At 57.1% G+C, this 15,980-nt stretch carries 17 protein-coding genes; 2 read left to right on the forward strand and 15 right to left on the reverse strand.

What is annotated here, in order from left to right:
- Positions 1-34: 34 nt before the first annotated feature.
- Complete coding sequence (locus tag RGB73_RS24055) at positions 35-457, forward strand: hypothetical protein (RefSeq protein WP_310765282.1); 423 nt, start codon at positions 35-37, stop codon at positions 455-457.
- Between the two features lie 197 nt (positions 458-654).
- On the opposite strand, the gene RGB73_RS24060 is transcribed toward RGB73_RS24055, so the two are convergent.
- The 8 genes from RGB73_RS24060 to RGB73_RS24095 all read right to left on the reverse strand — a co-directional run bounded on the left by RGB73_RS24060 (position 655) and on the right by RGB73_RS24095 (position 7,343).
- Positions 655-1,434: an IclR family transcriptional regulator gene (locus tag RGB73_RS24060; RefSeq protein ID WP_310765283.1), complete on the reverse strand. Its 780-nt coding sequence runs from the start codon at positions 1,432-1,434 to the stop codon at positions 655-657.
- A gap of 109 nt (positions 1,435-1,543) precedes the next feature.
- A complete protein-coding gene (nadX, locus tag RGB73_RS24065) occupies positions 1,544-2,326 on the reverse strand; it encodes an aspartate dehydrogenase (RefSeq protein ID WP_310765284.1) in 783 nt (260 codons plus the stop codon).
- Positions 2,326-3,129, reverse strand: a complete 804-nt coding sequence (locus RGB73_RS24070; protein ID WP_310765285.1) for an alpha/beta fold hydrolase — start codon at positions 3,127-3,129, stop codon at positions 2,326-2,328. Before RGB73_RS24070 ends, nadX begins: the two co-directional genes overlap by 1 nt.
- A gap of 126 nt (positions 3,130-3,255) precedes the next feature.
- Positions 3,256-3,795, reverse strand: coding sequence for a cupin domain-containing protein (locus RGB73_RS24075; RefSeq protein WP_310765286.1), 540 nt, complete (start codon positions 3,793-3,795; stop codon positions 3,256-3,258).
- Between the two features lie 111 nt (positions 3,796-3,906).
- Entirely contained in the window at positions 3,907-4,656 is a 750-nt protein-coding gene (locus RGB73_RS24080) for an ABC transporter permease (protein ID WP_310765287.1), read from the reverse strand.
- 6 nt (positions 4,657-4,662) lie between these two features.
- Positions 4,663-5,424 (reverse strand): ABC transporter permease, encoded by a 762-nt coding sequence (locus tag RGB73_RS24085; protein ID WP_310765288.1) that lies wholly within the window; start codon positions 5,422-5,424, stop codon positions 4,663-4,665.
- Positions 5,424-6,218: an ABC transporter ATP-binding protein gene (locus tag RGB73_RS24090; RefSeq protein ID WP_310765290.1), complete on the reverse strand. Its 795-nt coding sequence runs from the start codon at positions 6,216-6,218 to the stop codon at positions 5,424-5,426. Before RGB73_RS24090 ends, RGB73_RS24085 begins: the two co-directional genes overlap by 1 nt.
- A 90-nt stretch (positions 6,219-6,308) precedes the next feature.
- Positions 6,309-7,343 carry an ABC transporter substrate-binding protein gene (locus tag RGB73_RS24095; RefSeq protein ID WP_310765291.1) on the reverse strand — a complete coding sequence of 345 codons (1,035 nt, stop codon included), beginning with the start codon at positions 7,341-7,343 and terminating at the stop codon, positions 6,309-6,311.
- Between the two features lie 1,337 nt (positions 7,344-8,680).
- Between RGB73_RS24095 and RGB73_RS24100 the strand changes: the two genes are divergently transcribed.
- Entirely contained in the window at positions 8,681-8,896 is a 216-nt protein-coding gene (locus tag RGB73_RS24100; protein WP_310765292.1) for a hypothetical protein, read from the forward strand.
- A 462-nt stretch (positions 8,897-9,358) separates the two neighbouring features.
- Here the strand turns inward: RGB73_RS24100 and RGB73_RS24105 are convergent, their stop codons facing one another.
- From RGB73_RS24105 to RGB73_RS24135, 7 genes are read right to left on the reverse strand one after another with little or no spacing between them, the layout of a single operon-like run.
- Complete coding sequence (locus RGB73_RS24105) at positions 9,359-10,177, reverse strand: dienelactone hydrolase family protein (RefSeq protein WP_310765293.1); 819 nt, start codon at positions 10,175-10,177, stop codon at positions 9,359-9,361.
- Between the two features lies 1 nt (position 10,178).
- Positions 10,179-10,976, reverse strand: coding sequence for an IclR family transcriptional regulator (locus RGB73_RS24110; protein WP_310765295.1), 798 nt, complete (start codon positions 10,974-10,976; stop codon positions 10,179-10,181).
- A 52-nt stretch (positions 10,977-11,028) separates the two neighbouring features.
- Positions 11,029-11,988: a VOC family protein gene (locus RGB73_RS24115; RefSeq protein ID WP_310765296.1), complete on the reverse strand. Its 960-nt coding sequence runs from the start codon at positions 11,986-11,988 to the stop codon at positions 11,029-11,031.
- 12 nt (positions 11,989-12,000) lie between these two features.
- The gene (locus RGB73_RS24120) at positions 12,001-12,786 is read right to left on the reverse strand and encodes an SDR family NAD(P)-dependent oxidoreductase (protein WP_310765298.1); all 786 of its coding nucleotides are present in this window, start codon (positions 12,784-12,786) and stop codon (positions 12,001-12,003) included.
- Between the two features lie 21 nt (positions 12,787-12,807).
- A complete protein-coding gene (locus tag RGB73_RS24125) occupies positions 12,808-13,317 on the reverse strand; it encodes an aromatic-ring-hydroxylating dioxygenase subunit beta (RefSeq protein ID WP_310765299.1) in 510 nt (169 codons plus the stop codon).
- 20 nt (positions 13,318-13,337) lie between these two features.
- Positions 13,338-14,642, reverse strand: a complete 1,305-nt coding sequence (locus RGB73_RS24130; RefSeq protein ID WP_310765301.1) for an aromatic ring-hydroxylating dioxygenase subunit alpha — start codon at positions 14,640-14,642, stop codon at positions 13,338-13,340.
- 41 nt (positions 14,643-14,683) lie between these two features.
- Positions 14,684-15,958: an MFS transporter gene (locus tag RGB73_RS24135; RefSeq protein WP_310765302.1), complete on the reverse strand. Its 1,275-nt coding sequence runs from the start codon at positions 15,956-15,958 to the stop codon at positions 14,684-14,686.
- Positions 15,959-15,980: the final 22 nt, after the last annotated feature.

The raw sequence follows: 15,980 nt of genomic DNA on the forward strand, positions 1-15,980 counted from the left end.
ACTTTTCATCCATTTCAAGAGGGGGATGCGTTCCGTGAAAAAACGAATAGCAGCCTTGGCCCGCGTGCTTTTGGGACTGATCTTGCTGGGGGCCGGCTTCAACGGCTGCCTGGTCATCTTCGGCTATCCGCCTTTGTTCCCTACAAGCCCTGCCGCGATGCAGCTTTTGCAGGGCTATTTGCTCGTGCTGGTCAAAACCACGGAGGTGATTTGCGGTCTGCTTCTCTTGGCCAACCGCTGGGTGCCGCTCGCCTTGACCGTCACAGCGCCCGTCGCCGTCAACATTTTGGCGTTTCATCTCTTTGTCGACCACGATTTGCTCTTGCTGGGGTGCCTGGTCGCAGGACTGACGATTTACCTCTTCGGATCCTATCGTGAGCACTTTCTCGGCTTGCTGGCCTTCTCTTCTCCGGAGGGACCCGATCGAAAACCTCGCTCGCGGCCAGCTTCAGGGTGAGAGGGCCCAGCGAGAGAATGGGCATGCTTGCTGAATCGGCAGGGCTGCAAGGCTTCCCCTAAGCCATGGAGGGCTCTGAAACAGCAAAAAGCTGCCGATCCCGGGTGAACTGCACCTCCTCTTGTTAGATGTGTCTAACAATTGGGGAGCAGTTCAGGGGAAAGGCAGCTTTTATTCGACAGAGGCTTGCCCTATGCTTACTTGTTGGAATAGCCAGACAAAGCTTTTGCGGCTTCGCGGACCGCCGGGATGATTTGCGAGTCGATCACGCTTTCGTTGATCATGCTCGTCGGCGAGGCGATATTGATCGCGGCCGAAATGACGCCGTCCCGGTCGAAAATGGGGAACGCCACCGAATAAATTCCGATCTCGAATTCTTCATTGCTGACAGCGTAGCCTTGCGCGCGAATCTCCTCCAGCTGCGCTTTCAAGTCTTCCATCATCGTCTTCGTCTGCGTCGTAAACGATTGCAGCTGGATCGACTCCATCACGGACGCCCGTTTTTCCTCCGGCAAAAACGCCAGCAGCACCTTGCCCATCGATGTGGCATGGGCAGGGAGCCGCGAGCCGATCATGACGTTCAGCGTGGAGAAGTTGGTGGAAGTGGCGGCACGTGCGATGTACACGACTTCGGTTCCGTCCAGAATGCCGATGTGGGCGGAGGCTCCCGTCTGGTCCCGCAGCTTTTCCAGATACGGGCGGGCCAGCTCGGGAAGGTGCATGGTGTTCAAGAAAGCGAAGCCCAGCTCCATGACCTTGGGGGTCAGCTGATAGCGCTTGGTCGTTTCATCCTGAAAGAGGTAGCCCAGATGCTGAAGCGTATAGAGAAATCTGAATGGAACGGTCCGGCTTACCCCCATCTTGGCGGCGATCTCCGCCAGACTCAGCGTCGAATGGGATGCGTCGAACATTTTTAAAATTTCCAACCCCCTGATGAGGGAATTGGAGAGATACCGATCTTTCTCCGTTTTCGGCATGAGCGCTTGTTACTCCTTTCTGCTAAAGGGACATGCAAGTGGTACCTTTTCACCTATTGTAGTCTTCACACGTCAACGTAACAAGTGCGAACCCGGGCAAATCCGCCGGTTATCCGATCGAAATGCGCTCGGTCTGCTTCTTTAATGTAGAAAGAACACTCAAGGCGGCGAGATAGCTCGTCTTCGGATTGTCCGGCATCGGGTCGTTTTCCAGCTGGATGCTCATCTTCCCGAATGCTCCGACCGCTTCGATGCAGTGCGTGTTTTTCGTTGCTTGCGGATCGGCCACGATCGTCACGCGGGTGTCGTCGCAGCCGAGGCCCGCGAGCGACAGGACGATGGCCACGTTGATGTTTTTCGGGAAGCGGCTGATCGCTTCCGTAGCGGTACCGGCGAAGACCACTTGCTCCTCCTCCACCCGATGCCCCAGGAGCGACGCAGCCGGCTTGCGGGTCGTGAGCGTGACCTGGTCGAGCTGTCCCAGCGCCATCGCGGAATGGATCACATCCAGACCGCCGATGGCCCCGGAAGGCAGCAGGATGCGCGTGCCCAGCTGACGGCACATTTCGCTTAGCCGCTCATACAATTTCGGATCCACAAGCGCTCCTACGCTGATGACCACGAGGTCCTTGCGCTTGGAGATGACCTTCTCGGCGTAGTCGCGCACCGCTTCGACCGTCGCCGCCTCCACCACGATATCAATCCCCGACGAAAGAAACGCCTCCAGATCCGTAAAGGCACGTGTCCCGTACGTGCGCTCCCACTCGTCTGCCACTTCCGGCCTCCTCAGCAAGGCGGAGTCTACCGTACAGCCGGGGAGCCGTCGATCGATGTTGATGCTTTTGGTCAGGAAGGTCGCTACCGTTCCTCCCCCGATGATCCCGATCTTCATCACGCTTCCCCCTTGTCAAACTTGTGCAGGAACGACAGCACGAGACGGTTGAACTCCTCCGGCTGCTCGATGTAGCACACGTGGCCCGCACGCGGGATGAGATGAAGGGTGGCACCTTCGATTTTCTCTGCGACGATACGCGATTCCGGCACCGGAGTGACCTTGTCGTCCTCTCCGCAAATGAGCATCGTCGGCAGCTTGATGGACCCGAGCAGCTCCGTCTGATCCGCATGGTAGAGGGAGTAAGCCACAGAGCGGTAACCGGGCGGCCTCACCATCGACATGATGCGCTTGGCTTCGGCGATGATTTCCGGCGCGGCGTACGGAGAAAACATGTCCGGCGTGCGCAGCTCGGCCAGCTCCTGCGGCGGCAGGTTTTCCACGTTGTGCAGGCGATTCTTCAGCTTGCGCTCATTCGTCTCCGGATTCGTCCGGCCGCCGCGGGTGCTCGCCGCGAGGATCAGTGCTTCCACGTATTCCGGATACTTCGCGCAAAACTCCATGGCGAGCGTGCTGCCCATCGAATGTCCGAGCAGGAAGATTTTCCGGAAGCCCAGAGAATCGATAAAGCCTTTGAGCAGTTCAGCAAGTTCGCCAAAGGTGCGAAACTCCGGATCCGGATCGGAGCTGTCTCCGTAGCCGGGCGTGTCCCAGGCGATGACCTGGAAGTGATCCTGCAGACCCGCAAGCTGGCGGGACCATGATTGTGAATTGTTGCCGAGACCGTGCAGCAGGAAGAGCGGCATTCCTTCGCCCGCCGTCCGGTAGTGAATCCTGAGCGATCCGACTTGTGTAAATGGCATGGCTATCACCTCGTGTGCGATTGGTTTTCGTTCCGGAAATGAAAAGACCCGGCCGTTGTTTGTGCCGGTCTTTTCGCTGTATGGGCAGGCAGCGGGAGCCTTGCGCAGGCTCCCCGATCCGCCTTTTTATTTTTGTTGCTCGGCCGCTGCCGCCGCTGCTTTTGCTTTTGCGCGTTCGACGCGGATTTTTTCCAGCTCGCTGCCTTCCGGGTAAGTCGGGATTTGCGGTTTTGGCGCGCCCAGCATAACCGCCATGATCGCTTCTTCATCGCCATCGTTGCGAACGCCGCGGTAGTAGCCTGGAGGAGTCCAGATGCAATCGCGCTCGCCGAGCTTGATTTCATGAACCGTTTCGCCGATTTGCACCAGTGCGGTGATGCTGCCTTTGATTACGAAGAATACTTCTTCCACGTCGCTATGCAGGTGCAGAGGGCCTTCTGCGCCAGCCGGCAGGTACATGTTGCTCAGGGTGAAGTGCTCGGCTTGGATGACGTTGCTGTCAGAAGTAGCGACGCCGCCGGTCCCGACATAACGGCATTGCGCGCGACGGTAAGCAGGGTTTACTTGCTCCTGGAAAGAGAGTGCATTGTAGTCGAGTTTGCGGGTTTCCAGACGTGCTACGTATTTTTGCTCAAATTCTTGAATGGAGATGTTTTGTTCACTCATGGTAATGCCTCCTCAGATTGTTTTGTATAAAAAACAACGTTTTGTATTTAAAATTATAGGTCTCTTTTCCGCAAAAGTCAATATTCGAAAGTGTAAGATAATTGCAAGCAACTACTGCCAAAACACGTACTTTCGCTGCACGACCTGAAGCAGCAGGTTGAGCAAATAGCCGACCAAAGTAATCAAAAACACGCATGCCAGCACTTTTTCCTGCATCAGCGAGGCCGACATGTAGCTGAGCAGATACCCCATCCCGATAGTCGAGCCAATCATTTCCGTCAGCACCGCGATAATAAACGCCAGCGGGAGCGCAATTTTCAAGCCGGTAAAAATCGAGGGCATGGTCGCCGGCAGCAGCACGCGCCAAAATAGTTGACTGCGACTCGCCCCCATGTTTTGCCCTGCCCACAGGTACAGCTTGCCTACCCGCGTGGCTCCGTAGTAGGTGTTCAGGACAACGGGGAACAGGCATTCAATAAAAATGAGGGACACCTTGGACGCGGAGCCCAGGCCGAGAATGAAGACGAGAATCGGGTAGAGCGCTACGCGTGGGATTGGGTAGCCGAGCGAAAAGAGAGGCTGCATCACGTCGTTGAGCATGGCGGAGCGGCTCATCAACAGCCCGAGCGGCACACCGATCACTGCCGCCAGTACAAACCCGGCAAAAACGCGGAACAGCGTCGTCGGCAGATTTTCCATGAGCATGCCGGACGTGATCAGGTCAAGCGCCACCACGACGACCTTGCCCAGTGACGGAAAAAGGCGCTCGGGCATGATCTGCAGAGAGGCGATGACCTCCCACAGGACGACGATCCAGATGAGCGATTGGTATTGAATGAGGAGATTCCATCCTTTTTTCATGTCGGTCTACCCCCTGTTCTCTGTCCACCAGAGCATGCGCGCGCGGACAGCCAGTAAAATGCGGTCGAACAAAAAGCCGAGCAAGGCGATGATGAAGATCGAGACGAACATCAAGTCGGTGCGGCCTGCCATGTCGGCGGTCAAAATCATGAAGCCGAGCCCGAGGCCGTTGGAGGAGCCGATCATTTCCGAGGAAAACAGCATGACGAACGTCAAGCCGAGCGAAACGCGGAGACCGTCGAAGATTTTCGGCAAAGCGGCCGGGAGAACGACCTTCCACAAGATTTGTATGCGGCTGACCCCCATGTTTTGCGCGGCCCAGACGTAAACCTGCCTCACTCCGTGCACGCCATCCTGCGTCGCGATGAAACAGGGGAAGAACGCCGTCAAAAAGATGAGCAGCACCCGCGTCGTCTCGGATATGCCGAACCAGACCATCAGGATCGGCAAAAGCGCGATTTTCGGAACCGGATTCAGCACGTCCACGATCGGGGCAAAAAAAGTGCCGATCGGTTTGAAGTGCCCTGCGGCGATGCCGAGGACGATCCCTACGACGGTCACCAGCAAGAAGCCGACAATCGAGCGATATAAGCTCGCGGCCGCATTGCTGAACAAGTCGCCGCTCGCGATCATGGCAAACAGTTCCTTGCCGATCACGGCAGGGCTGGACAAATACTCGGGAATCCACTGCAGGGTCGCGAGCAGCTGCCAGAGGACGAGCAATGCGACGACCTCGATCAGGGCGATTTTGTGCAGGCGTTTGTCCATCAAAACTCCTCCTCACCGCTTTGGCTGTGCTCCTGGTGAAGCAAATCCCAAATATGATTGCGGATCTCCATGAATTCCTGCGTCTTGTGCACATCGAGCTGACGCGGACGCGGGAAGTCGATCTCGATAATCTCCTTGATGACGGCGGGCCGGCCGCTGAACACAACCACGACGTCGCTCAAAAAGACGGCCTCGTCGATGTCGTGCGTGACGAACATGACGCTCTTGTTGGACTCTTGCCAGATGCGCTGCAGCTCGACTTGCATCTTTTCCCGCGTCTGGGCGTCGAGGGCACCGAACGGCTCATCCATCAACAGGACGTCGGGATTGAAGGCGAGCACGCGAGCGAGGGAAATGCGCTGTTTCATCCCGCCCGACAGCTCGGAGGGCAGGTTGTTGCGAAAATCCCACAAGTGGACCAGCTTCAGGTAATGCTCCACGATCTCGTCGCGCTTGGCTTTTGCCACGCCTTGGACCTCGAGTCCCCACGCGACGTTGTCGAACACGTTTTTCCACGGAAACAAGGCGGACTCCTGAAACATCATGCCTCGGTCCGGGCCTGGCTTGTCGACTTCCTTGCCGCGAATCCGCACGGTTCCGCCCGACTTGGGGATGAATCCGCCGACGATGTGCAGAAAGGTGCTTTTTCCGCAGCCGCTCGGCCCCACGATGCTGACGAACTTCCCTTCCGGAATTTGCAGGCTGATTTCCCGGATCGCCGTCACTTCTTCCTTTCCTCGCGTGTACACTTTGCGCAGTTTCTCGATCTCGATAGCGGGTGTCTTGGTTTGCATGGCCACTTCTCCTTCGCTGTGTCGTAATAAACAAGCGGCCCCTATGTTGGGAAATAGGGACCGCTCAACGTTTCGAGCGTTTCTTTGGAATTAGTTGGGCAAATAGGACATGTCGATGATCGCATTCAGGTCGACCGGCTTGTCCAGCCATTTTTCCTGAAGCAGGACGTCCTGGATCTTGCTCCAGCCCTCCGGATCGACCTTGCCGTCAGCAGAACGGTTGTTGTCGGTCATATTGATGTACACGTCGGGCTCTGCCTTCACTTTTTGTTTTTCAATCAACAGTTTGCGCGCTTCTTGTCCGTGCTCGTTGTAGTATTTCAGCGCGGCGACGTAATCGCTGAGGAAGTCTCTGACTGCCTGCTCATTGTTTTTCAGGAAGTCGGGATTGACCATCATGGACAGGAAATCTTCGTCTGCCTGCACTCCTGTTTTTGCGTTGAACACTTCTTTGAATTCTCCCGTCTTGAGTACCGTTGCCGCGAACGGCTGCGGGAACATCCCGATGTCGATCTTTTTCGACCTCACAGCTTCCTGCATGGATGGAATAGGAATAATGGCGTATTTCACGTCTTTGTCCGGGTCCATTCCGGCGGAGCGGATGGCTGCCCGGGCCCACATGTCCGTAGGAGATTTGAAGTCGGGAATCCCGATGACCTTCCCTTTTACATCCGCGATGCTGTTGATCCCGGAATCCTTGGAAGCCATGAACAGCGTGTTGAAGCCCTTGCCCGGCGTCTCCTTGATGACGGAGGCAATCACTTTGAGCGGGATGCCTTGGGAAGCGGCGACCAGCGTAGCCCCTTGCCCGATGGAGGCGATGTCGATCTGGTTCGCCTGATAGGCGTTCAGGCGGTCCGCATTCGCGCGGAATTGCGTGATGTTCAAGGTGTAGCTCTTCCCTTGATGAGGCGTCAGCGACGGATCGACCTGCATCAGCCACAGCGGCTCCTCCGAAGAAAATCCGCCGCCTAATCTGATCTCTACAGGCCCGCCTCCTCCGCCCGCTTGCTGTCCGCCGGAAGCCTGCCCAGAGGATGGCTGGGCGGATTGCCCCGCTCCACAGGCTGTCAAGCCGACCGCCAGACCCAAAATCATTGCGATTTTTCCCATGCTTTTTCTCATACGCGACCCCCTGGAAATAATCTAGCATTCCTAGTTGTTTTAAATAAGAAACTCAGTTTTGCTATATAAATATTATTCTACGGTTATAAAGTTGTCAATATTGAAAAACATTTAAAAAATCAGAAAAATATTTAACTATAAATGAAATGGAATAAGTGAGGAGACTAACGTGGCAGAAGCAGATTCCCGCTCTTCGCTTCGTGCTTCGCCCCTCTTGGAAGCGTAGACTGGCCGCTGCGCTGCGTATTCGCGGGGGAGCGGTAAAGCCGTAGCCGCTCCGCAGCGGATTCAGGGTACCGCTCCTTTTGCCCGCGAATGCGCTGCTCCGCTCGGTCGGGCTTCGCAAGGCCTGCGACCGGGAATCTGCTTCTCGAGCGTTTTGTGGATGTTCGGCTCTGATCTCTTTGGATGCTGTCTCGAAGACGAATGTTGGGTTAAGCAGGACGCCCTTTGAATCGTAACCGTTGGGAGAAGCAGATTCCCGCTCTTCGCTTCGTGCTTCGCCCCTCTTGGAAGCGTAGACTGGCCGCTGCGCTGCGTATTCGCGGGGGAGCGGTAAAGCCGTAGCCGCTCCGCAGCGGATTCAGGGTACCGCTCCTTTTGCCCGCGCATGCGCTGCTCCGCTCGGTCGGGCTTCGCAAGGCGCTGCGACCGGGAATCTGCTTCTCGAGCGTTTTGTGGATGTTCGGCTCTGATCTCTTTGGATGCTGTCTCGAAGACGAATGTTGGGTTAAGCAGGACGCCCTTTGAATCGTAACCGTTGGGAGAAGCAGATTCACGCTCTTCGCTTCGTGCTCCGCCCCTCTTGGAAGCGTAGACTGGCCGCTGCGCTGCGTCTTCGCGGGGGTGCGGTAAAGCCGTAGCCGCTCCGCAGCGGATTCAGGGTACCGCTCCTTTTGCCCGCGAATGCGCTGCTCCGCTCGGTCGGGCTTCGCAAGGCCTGCGACCGGGAATCTGCTTCTCGAGCGTTTTGTGGATGTTCGGCTCTGATCTCTTTGGATGCTGTCTCGAAGACGAATGTTGGGTTAAGCAGGACGCCCTTTGAATCGTAACCGTTGGGAGAAGCAGATTCCCGCTCTTCGCTTCGTGCTTCGCCCCTCTTGGAAGCGTAGACTGGCCGCTGCGCTGCGTATTCGCGGGGGAGCGGTAAAGCCGTAGCCGCTCCGCAGCGGATTCAGGGTACCGCTCCTTTTGCCCGCGCATGCGCTGCTCCGCTCGGTCGGGCTTCGCAAGGCGCTGCGACCGGGAATCTGCTTCTCGAGCGTTTTGTGGATGTTCGGCTCTGATCTCTTTGGATGCTGTCTCGAAGACGAATGTTGGGTTAAGCAGGACGCCCTTTGAATCGTAACCGTTGGGAGAAGCAGATTCCCGCTCTTCGCTTCATACTTCGCCCCTCTTGGAAGCGTAGACTGGCCGCTGCGCTGCGTATTCATGGGGGAGCGGTAAAGCCGCAGCTGATTCAGGGTACCGCTCCTTTTGCCCGCGCATGCGCTGCTCCGCTCGGTCGGGCTTCGCAAGGCGCTGCGACCGGGAATCTGCTTCTCGAGCGTTGATCGTGATTAGAATGCTATCTCAAAGATGGATGAAGGCAGGGCATAACGTCCTTCAAGGCCCAAACAGTTGAGCTGATTCGTTTTCCCCTCTTGAAATCCCCTCAAAACTCGGCAACTAGAAACCACATAAGCTCGCTGGAAAAGCAGGTTTCCAGGCGGAGCGACTCTCGGACCCGGCTCAGCGGAGCAACGAATCCACGGGATCAAGAAGCGGTACCCTGTATTTACTGCGGAGCGGCTACTAGCCTGCCGCTTCCTCGTGAATCGTTGAGGAGCGGTCAGTCTATTCCCCCTTGCAGGGTGGAGAATGGAGCGCAGAATGGAAACCTGCTTCTCCTCGCTTCAGCGATGTTGGTGTATCCCACCATTTAAAAGGTCGTTTGAGATAGGAAAGGAACCGTGAAAAAACCCCTCCACCCGGGCCCTTTGAGGCCGGTGAAGGGGTTTCGCTTTTTCCCATCGTCATGCCAATACGCGAGTAAAGAAAGCCAAGGTTTTCTGCCAGGCGTCGCGGGAAGCGGCTGCGTGGTACGCCCCGCGGGTATCGTTGAAAAACGCATGGTGGGCACCGTCGTAGATCTCGTATGTGAACGACTTGCCCGCTTCCTGCATCGCTGCGGCGAACTCGGGAACGTGCGAGGTGATGCGACCGTCCAGTTCGCCGAAAAACCCGACGACCGGGCACTGGATGCCCGCGATCTGTTCCTTCCCGAGCAGGTGCCCATAGTAGACCGCCGCTCCGGCCAGACGCGGCTCGGAAGCCGCGAGCATGAGGGACAGCGCTCCTCCCATGCAATAGCCGATCGAAACCGCTTTCTGCCCCTTGGACAGCTCATAGCCTTCCAGGTAGCTCACGGTCGCCTGCAGAGTCTCCAAAAGCTGCGGCAGCCGCTTCAGGTTGGCAAACACATCCGCATACGTGGCGCGCAGCTCCTCGCGAGCCTTTTCCGGCTGGTTCGCCAGAGCAGCCTCGCGAGCTTCCGCGTCGTGCCAGGATGGCGGCGGCAGCGCTTCGAGAAACGCCTTGATCTGTTCGATGCGCTCGTCCGTCATGCTCGCGGGCCGATCTCCATTCACCGCGTACAAATCGGGAGCGACAGCCAAAAAGCCTGCCTTGGCGAAGCGCTCCGTCACGTCCCGGATGTGGGCGTCTGTCCCCCAAATCTCCTGAATGACGATGACCACGGGCAACGGGGTCTTCGCCCGTTCCAACCGAGCAGTGTACAAGCGATGCTTGCTGCCGTCTTGCTCAAAGGTGATCCATTCCGTTTTCAGCGACAACTCATCCCCTCCCTTTTACATGCTGGTAGCCGTAAAAAGCGGACAGCTTTTCGGCTGCATCGCAAATCGCCGGCAATACACAGTTTGCCACATGGTCGTCCGGCAAAAACGACTCGTGCGCAGCGACACTGACGGCGGCCACCGCTCGCCCCGTCTCGTCGAAGATGGGAGCGGACACGGAGCGGATCCCCACCTCGAACTCGCCGCTGGAGACCGAATACCCTTGCTTCCGGACCACGTCCAGTTCCTTGAGAATGGCTGTCATCATGGTCTTCGTGTCTTTCGTGTACGATTGCAGATCGGACAGCAGCAGCAGCTCTTCCCACGCGTCCTTCGGCTGGAAGGCCAGCAGGATCTTGCCTACCGCCGTCGCGTGAGCAGGCAGACGGGAGCCTACGGACACGTGGACCGTCGACGGCCCTCTCGCCTGCTGCACGGCCACAAACACCACAGCCGTATCGTCGAGAATCCCGATGTGGGCGGAGCCGCCCGACCGGTCTCGGAGCTCTTCCAGATAGGGTCTGGCTACTTCCGTGATCTGCAGCGTGTTCAAGTACGCAAACCCCAGCTCCAGCACCTTTGGCGTCAATTCGTACCGCTTCGTTTCCTCGTTTTGCCTGAGATAGCCGAGAGACTGCAGCGTAAACAGCAGACGGAACGGCGCCGTCCGGCCGATCCCGAGCTGATTCGCGATTTCCGCCAGGGAAAGCGTCGGTTGCTCTGCCCGAAACAGCTTCAGGATTTCCAGTCCTCTGACGAGCGAGCTGGCACTGTATCGATCTTTTTCAAGTTTTGCCAACCTCTTGTCCCCCTCACATCTGGAATGGGAGCCACCCGTCCCTCCCCTCGACTTACGCGTCGAATTTTTCCAGCAGCTCTATGATGACATGGTAGTCCGAGGTCGTGTCCATGTAGGCATATCGGCCTTTCCCGTTCCAAAAGTTCCCTTTCTGGATGACCGGATAGCCTTTTTCCTCGAGGAGCGCGATCTTCTCGTCCATGTTTTTTACCAGGAAGGAAATGTGGTGAACACCCTCGCCTTTCGTCTCCAGGTGTTCCTTCCACGTGCTCGGCGAATCCCTCGGCTCAATCAGCTCGATCTCAATGAGCGGCGTCTTGATGAACAGGAACCGCGCCTTGGCTTCTGTCGGCTCTCCGCGATACACGACCTGTGTCACTTCGCTCGGTCCTTCCTTCAATACGGCCGGCTTCTCCACCCCAAGCAGTGTGCAATACGCCTCGGCTGCTGCATCCAGATCTCGGACGACGAACGCGATTTGCGTCACGGTGTCCGTACCGAGCAGCGGCTGCGGGTCGCTTTCTCCCCTCGGCTTCACTGGTGGGATCGGCTGCGGTTCATCGCGCTCCAGCAGCTCGACCATGGTCTTTAGATCCGGTACGGAGTCCACATAGGCGTAGCGGCCTTTGCTCGCAGTAAACTCGCCTGTCTGAATGACGCCGTAGCCGTGCTGGCCGAGCAGCGCCAGCTGTTTTTTCATGTCGTCCGTGTTGAAAGCCACATGGTGAATGCCTTCCTGCTTGTTCAGAAAATCGCGCATGGTGCTTGGCTCCAGGTCTGGTTCGATCAGCTCGATTTGCACGGAAGGGGTGTTGATGAAGATCAGCTTGTTGCGGGCATCGGTCGGCACCCCGTTGTACACGATTTGGGATACTCCGCGCGTCCCTGTCAAAAACCAATTCGGCTTTTCAATTCCCAGCAGGGTCGCGAACGCTTCCGCCGCTTTTTCGATGTCGTGCACGACAAAGCAAATCTGGTTCAACTCGCTTGTCCCCAATAACGCTTCTCTCATCTCTGGTTCCTCCTAACCGAGACCGCGGACGACCAGGCCGCCGTCGCTGGCCAGCACTTCTCCGGTGATCGCGCGCGCTTTGTCCGAGGCGAGCAGGATGTAAGCCCCCACGTGATCCTCCGGTTCCATCGCGATCTGGAGCGGGTTTCTGCGCTTGATGTTCTTCGCCTTCGTCTCGTTGTCCACGACGTTGACAAACGGACGCAGAGGAGCGATGACCGACAGGGCCGTCAGCGTGCCGCCGGGAGCCACCGCGTTTACCCGGATATCCGGGGCCAGCTCGAAGGCAAGCTGCCGGAGCAGACCGATCTGCGCGTGCTTGCTCGCCGTGTACCACACGCCTCCGCCATCCGGGTAGAAGCCTGCGCCGGAAACGGTGAAAATCATGTTCCCCCGTGTGCGTTTCAGCTCATCCACCGCCGCTTTTGCCGCGAAAAAGCTGCCTTTCACATTGATCGAAAACAGCACGTCGTAGGCCTCCGACATCGCTTCCGGAGTGACGTCGACGAATTTGGCAAACGCGTCGAAAACACCTGCGTTGGACACGAGGACGTCCAGCTTGCCGAATGACTCCACGGCACATTGCACGGCACGCTGATGATTCTCGTACACCGTCACGTCACCCATGATGGTACGGACGCTGTCGCCGAACTGCTCTTGCAGAGCGCGTAGCCCTTCCGCCGAGCGGTCCAAGACGGTCACGACAGCTCCTTCGCTGATGAATGCCTCCACAACCGCCTTGCCGATCCCGGAGGCCCCTCCTGTGAGATATACCGATTTGCCCGAAAGCTCCGCCATGCCGCTCACGCCTCCTTCTCTCTATACGAAAATTGCCAGATTGCGCGTATTGATCGTCGTCTGGTCGATGACGAAGAAGCGCTTGGACAGCTTCCATTCCCCGTCTACGTACGTAAACTCATCTGTCCGCTCGCCGGAGACCAGATCGTGGTGGATGTCCGTCGAACGGCTGCGATACAAGAGCAGGTAGCTTTTGACCACGGCTTTCTCGTTTGGCACATACTCCTCTACCCGGACGTTGTTGACTGAACGGCGGGTCCGGGACGGAGGGATCTCCGCCCAGGCGTAATCCGTCTTCAGACGCTCCACGCGCAGCGACAGCAGATGATGGTCGTCGTGGAACGCGAACATGTCCTCCGCGTAGTCGGGACGCTCCACGCCTTCTTTGTTGACGCGGACCGGCATGATGTACTGAATGTCGGGATGCATCAAGGAAAACCAGCCGTCAAAATCAATGTCGTCCAGCAATTTCGCCTCGCGGTACAACCATTGCTGGAATTCGTAGGTAGCCAGCATCATTTCCATGCTCATGGCGCCTTCCTCCTTCACGATTACGAGTTCATCAGATCGAGCCAGTACCGGTAGTAGTTCCGGGAGTTGGCTTCCGAGAATTTATCCCCATAGGCGACGCCTGGTCCCGGGAAGTCTTTTACCGGCTCTCGGTGCATCCCCATGGTGTAGTTGTAGGTCAATTGCTTGGCAAACGGCATCGTACCGCTCGCTGCCGCTGTAATGTCCGTAAACACTTCGGTGTCGTCCTGCTCGAAAATGCCGGATGGGCTAAAGGTGAGGATGTACGACTCGCGCGAACGCTTCTTCCAATCCTCCGACGCGTTTTTCTCCACCATAAACCAGGTCATGACCTCCATCTTGTCCGGTCCGACCGGCTTCCACAGGCGCATGGTCGTATTGGAGATGAGCTGCCCCTTCACCTTCGTGTGGGACACCAGGATCGACAGGTTCGGGAACAGCGTGCCGATCAAGTTTTTCAGGTTCGACAGCAGTTCGAACTGCTCAGGCGTCAAATTGGCCTTGTATTCATCCTTCAGCTCTTCCGGGAATGCAAAATCCGGGTTGGGCATCCCGATGAGGCAGCCGTGTCCATTGTCGGTATGCACCTGGTAGCCCTTTTTGGAATACGTAGCGCTCGGAACCATCCCCAGCTGCGCGATGGAGCCGTGCGTCACCATGGTGTGGTAGGAGTCGCTCACGAAGTTGTCGGAGCCGATCTTCCAGTTGGAATGGACGATGAACTTTTGCGGCGGTCCCACGACTTCCATCTCCGTGCGTCCAAGGGCGATGTCGAGGTACCATTTGAAATCGCTGAGGAAATCGTCCAGCGGCTGCGGATTGTCGTTCCAGGTGCCGAAGATGAGGCCGCGATACGTCCCGATCGTCACTTTGTGCAGGCTCATCTTGGACGTGTCCAATTGGCCGCCGTAAATGTCGTTTTGCAGCGGTACGCCGATCAGCTCGCCGCTGTTTTTGAAGTTGAAGCCGTGGTACGGACAGGTAAAGTTCGCCTTGTTGCCCTTGTCCGCCCGGCAGAGCTTCATGCCGCGGTGCGTGCACATGTTGTAGAACGCGCGGATTTCACCGTCCTGTCCCCGGGAAACGATCACGGAATAGCCGGCGAGATCGCGGAGCATGTAGTCGTTTTTATTCGGGATTTCGGAGACGTGCCCCAGCAGCACCCACGTTTTCATGAAGATTTTCTCGTGCTCGATCTTGTAAATCGTCGGATCGGTGAGGATGTAGGCAGGAATGGCCCCTTCTTCCGGCTTCAGCGTTTCGTTCAAATATTGCAGGGCCTCTTCCCTCGTCATTTCGTCCAAGCGCACTTCAGGCTTACCCATACGTGATCACTCCAATCTCAAATTACAGTTTCGGCCGTCTTTTACACGGCTTTCGGACGTTCCGTCTGCTTGATCAGCGTGGCTTCTGCCGCTTCCCGTTTCAAGGTGAACAGGTAGGCCACAAATCCGACCAGGCTGATGACAATGAGCATCAGGATGGATGGACCGAAGTCCCCGCCGGAAATATCGCGCATCCAGCCCATGATGTAGCTCGCAAAGCCGCCCAATATATTCGTGAAGCCCATGAGACCAGCCGCACGCCCCGCCGTTTCTGGCGTGGAGAATTTCACAATGAACAGGTTGCTCAGATGGAAGACACCACCCTGCGTCCCCATGGCAAGTCCGATGGAGATACCCGCGATGACCGGGTTCGTCGCATTTACCGCAATGCCGAGGAAGATCGCGCAGAGTCCGAACAGGATAGCCGCCAAAAGGCCCGGGCGCTTCGTTTTGTCCGACAGGTAGCCGCACACCAGCACGAAGACGAGAGCGAACAGCCAGGAGAGCGAGGTGATTCCCGCCATCGCCTCACGGGCGAAACCTTTGCCTTGCGTCAGGTACGTGGGTAGCCAGATGCTCAGCCCGAAGAACAGGAAGGACGCGACCAGCATGCCGATCCAGACGACCCAGTAACGGAAATCCTGCGCAAAGCTTTGCTTTTCTTCGGCGACCTCATCGGCGCTGCGGATGTAGGCCAGCTCTTCCTTGCTCAGTTTCGGATGCTCTTCCGGCGTATCCCGCGTCATGAAGTAGAACATCGGAATGTTCAGAATCAGGTTGCATGCCGCCAACAGGAAGAACGAGAAGTGCCACGTCATGTTGGCGATCAGGGCAGACAGGACGAGCGCTCCGAGCGCAGGCCCGATGTAGTTCCCGGAAATCCACGAGGCTTGGGCTCGCCCCAGCTCGTTGCGGTTGAACCAGTTGGCGATGAACTTGCCGGACACCGGAATCATGATCCCTTCCCCGATCCCCAGAATAATCCGGGAGACAACGAACATTTCGTAGGAAGTGGAGAGGCCGGCGAGCACCATCGTGACCGTCCATACCGCAATCCCCAGCATAGCGGTCTTGCGGGCGCCCAGCTTGTCGATGACGACTCCCCAGAACAGGTTGGACAAGGCGTACGCCACGGTAAAGATAAAGGTCAAAAAGCCGATTTTCGCGTTTTTATCGGGACCGATCAGTCCCATGTCCTGCAAGAAGCCCGGATCCGTCTGGATGACAGATATCCCCAGCTTGTCGATCTGGCCAAAGAACCAAAAGAAGAAGATTGGCAACGAAATATAAACCCATCGCATGTTTTTGCTAAGCATATCTGCAACAACCCCCTGATGA

Origin of the sequence: Brevibacillus brevis (assembly GCF_031583145.1) — a bacterium.
GTDB lineage: Bacteria > Bacillota > Bacilli > Brevibacillales > Brevibacillaceae > Brevibacillus > Brevibacillus brevis_E.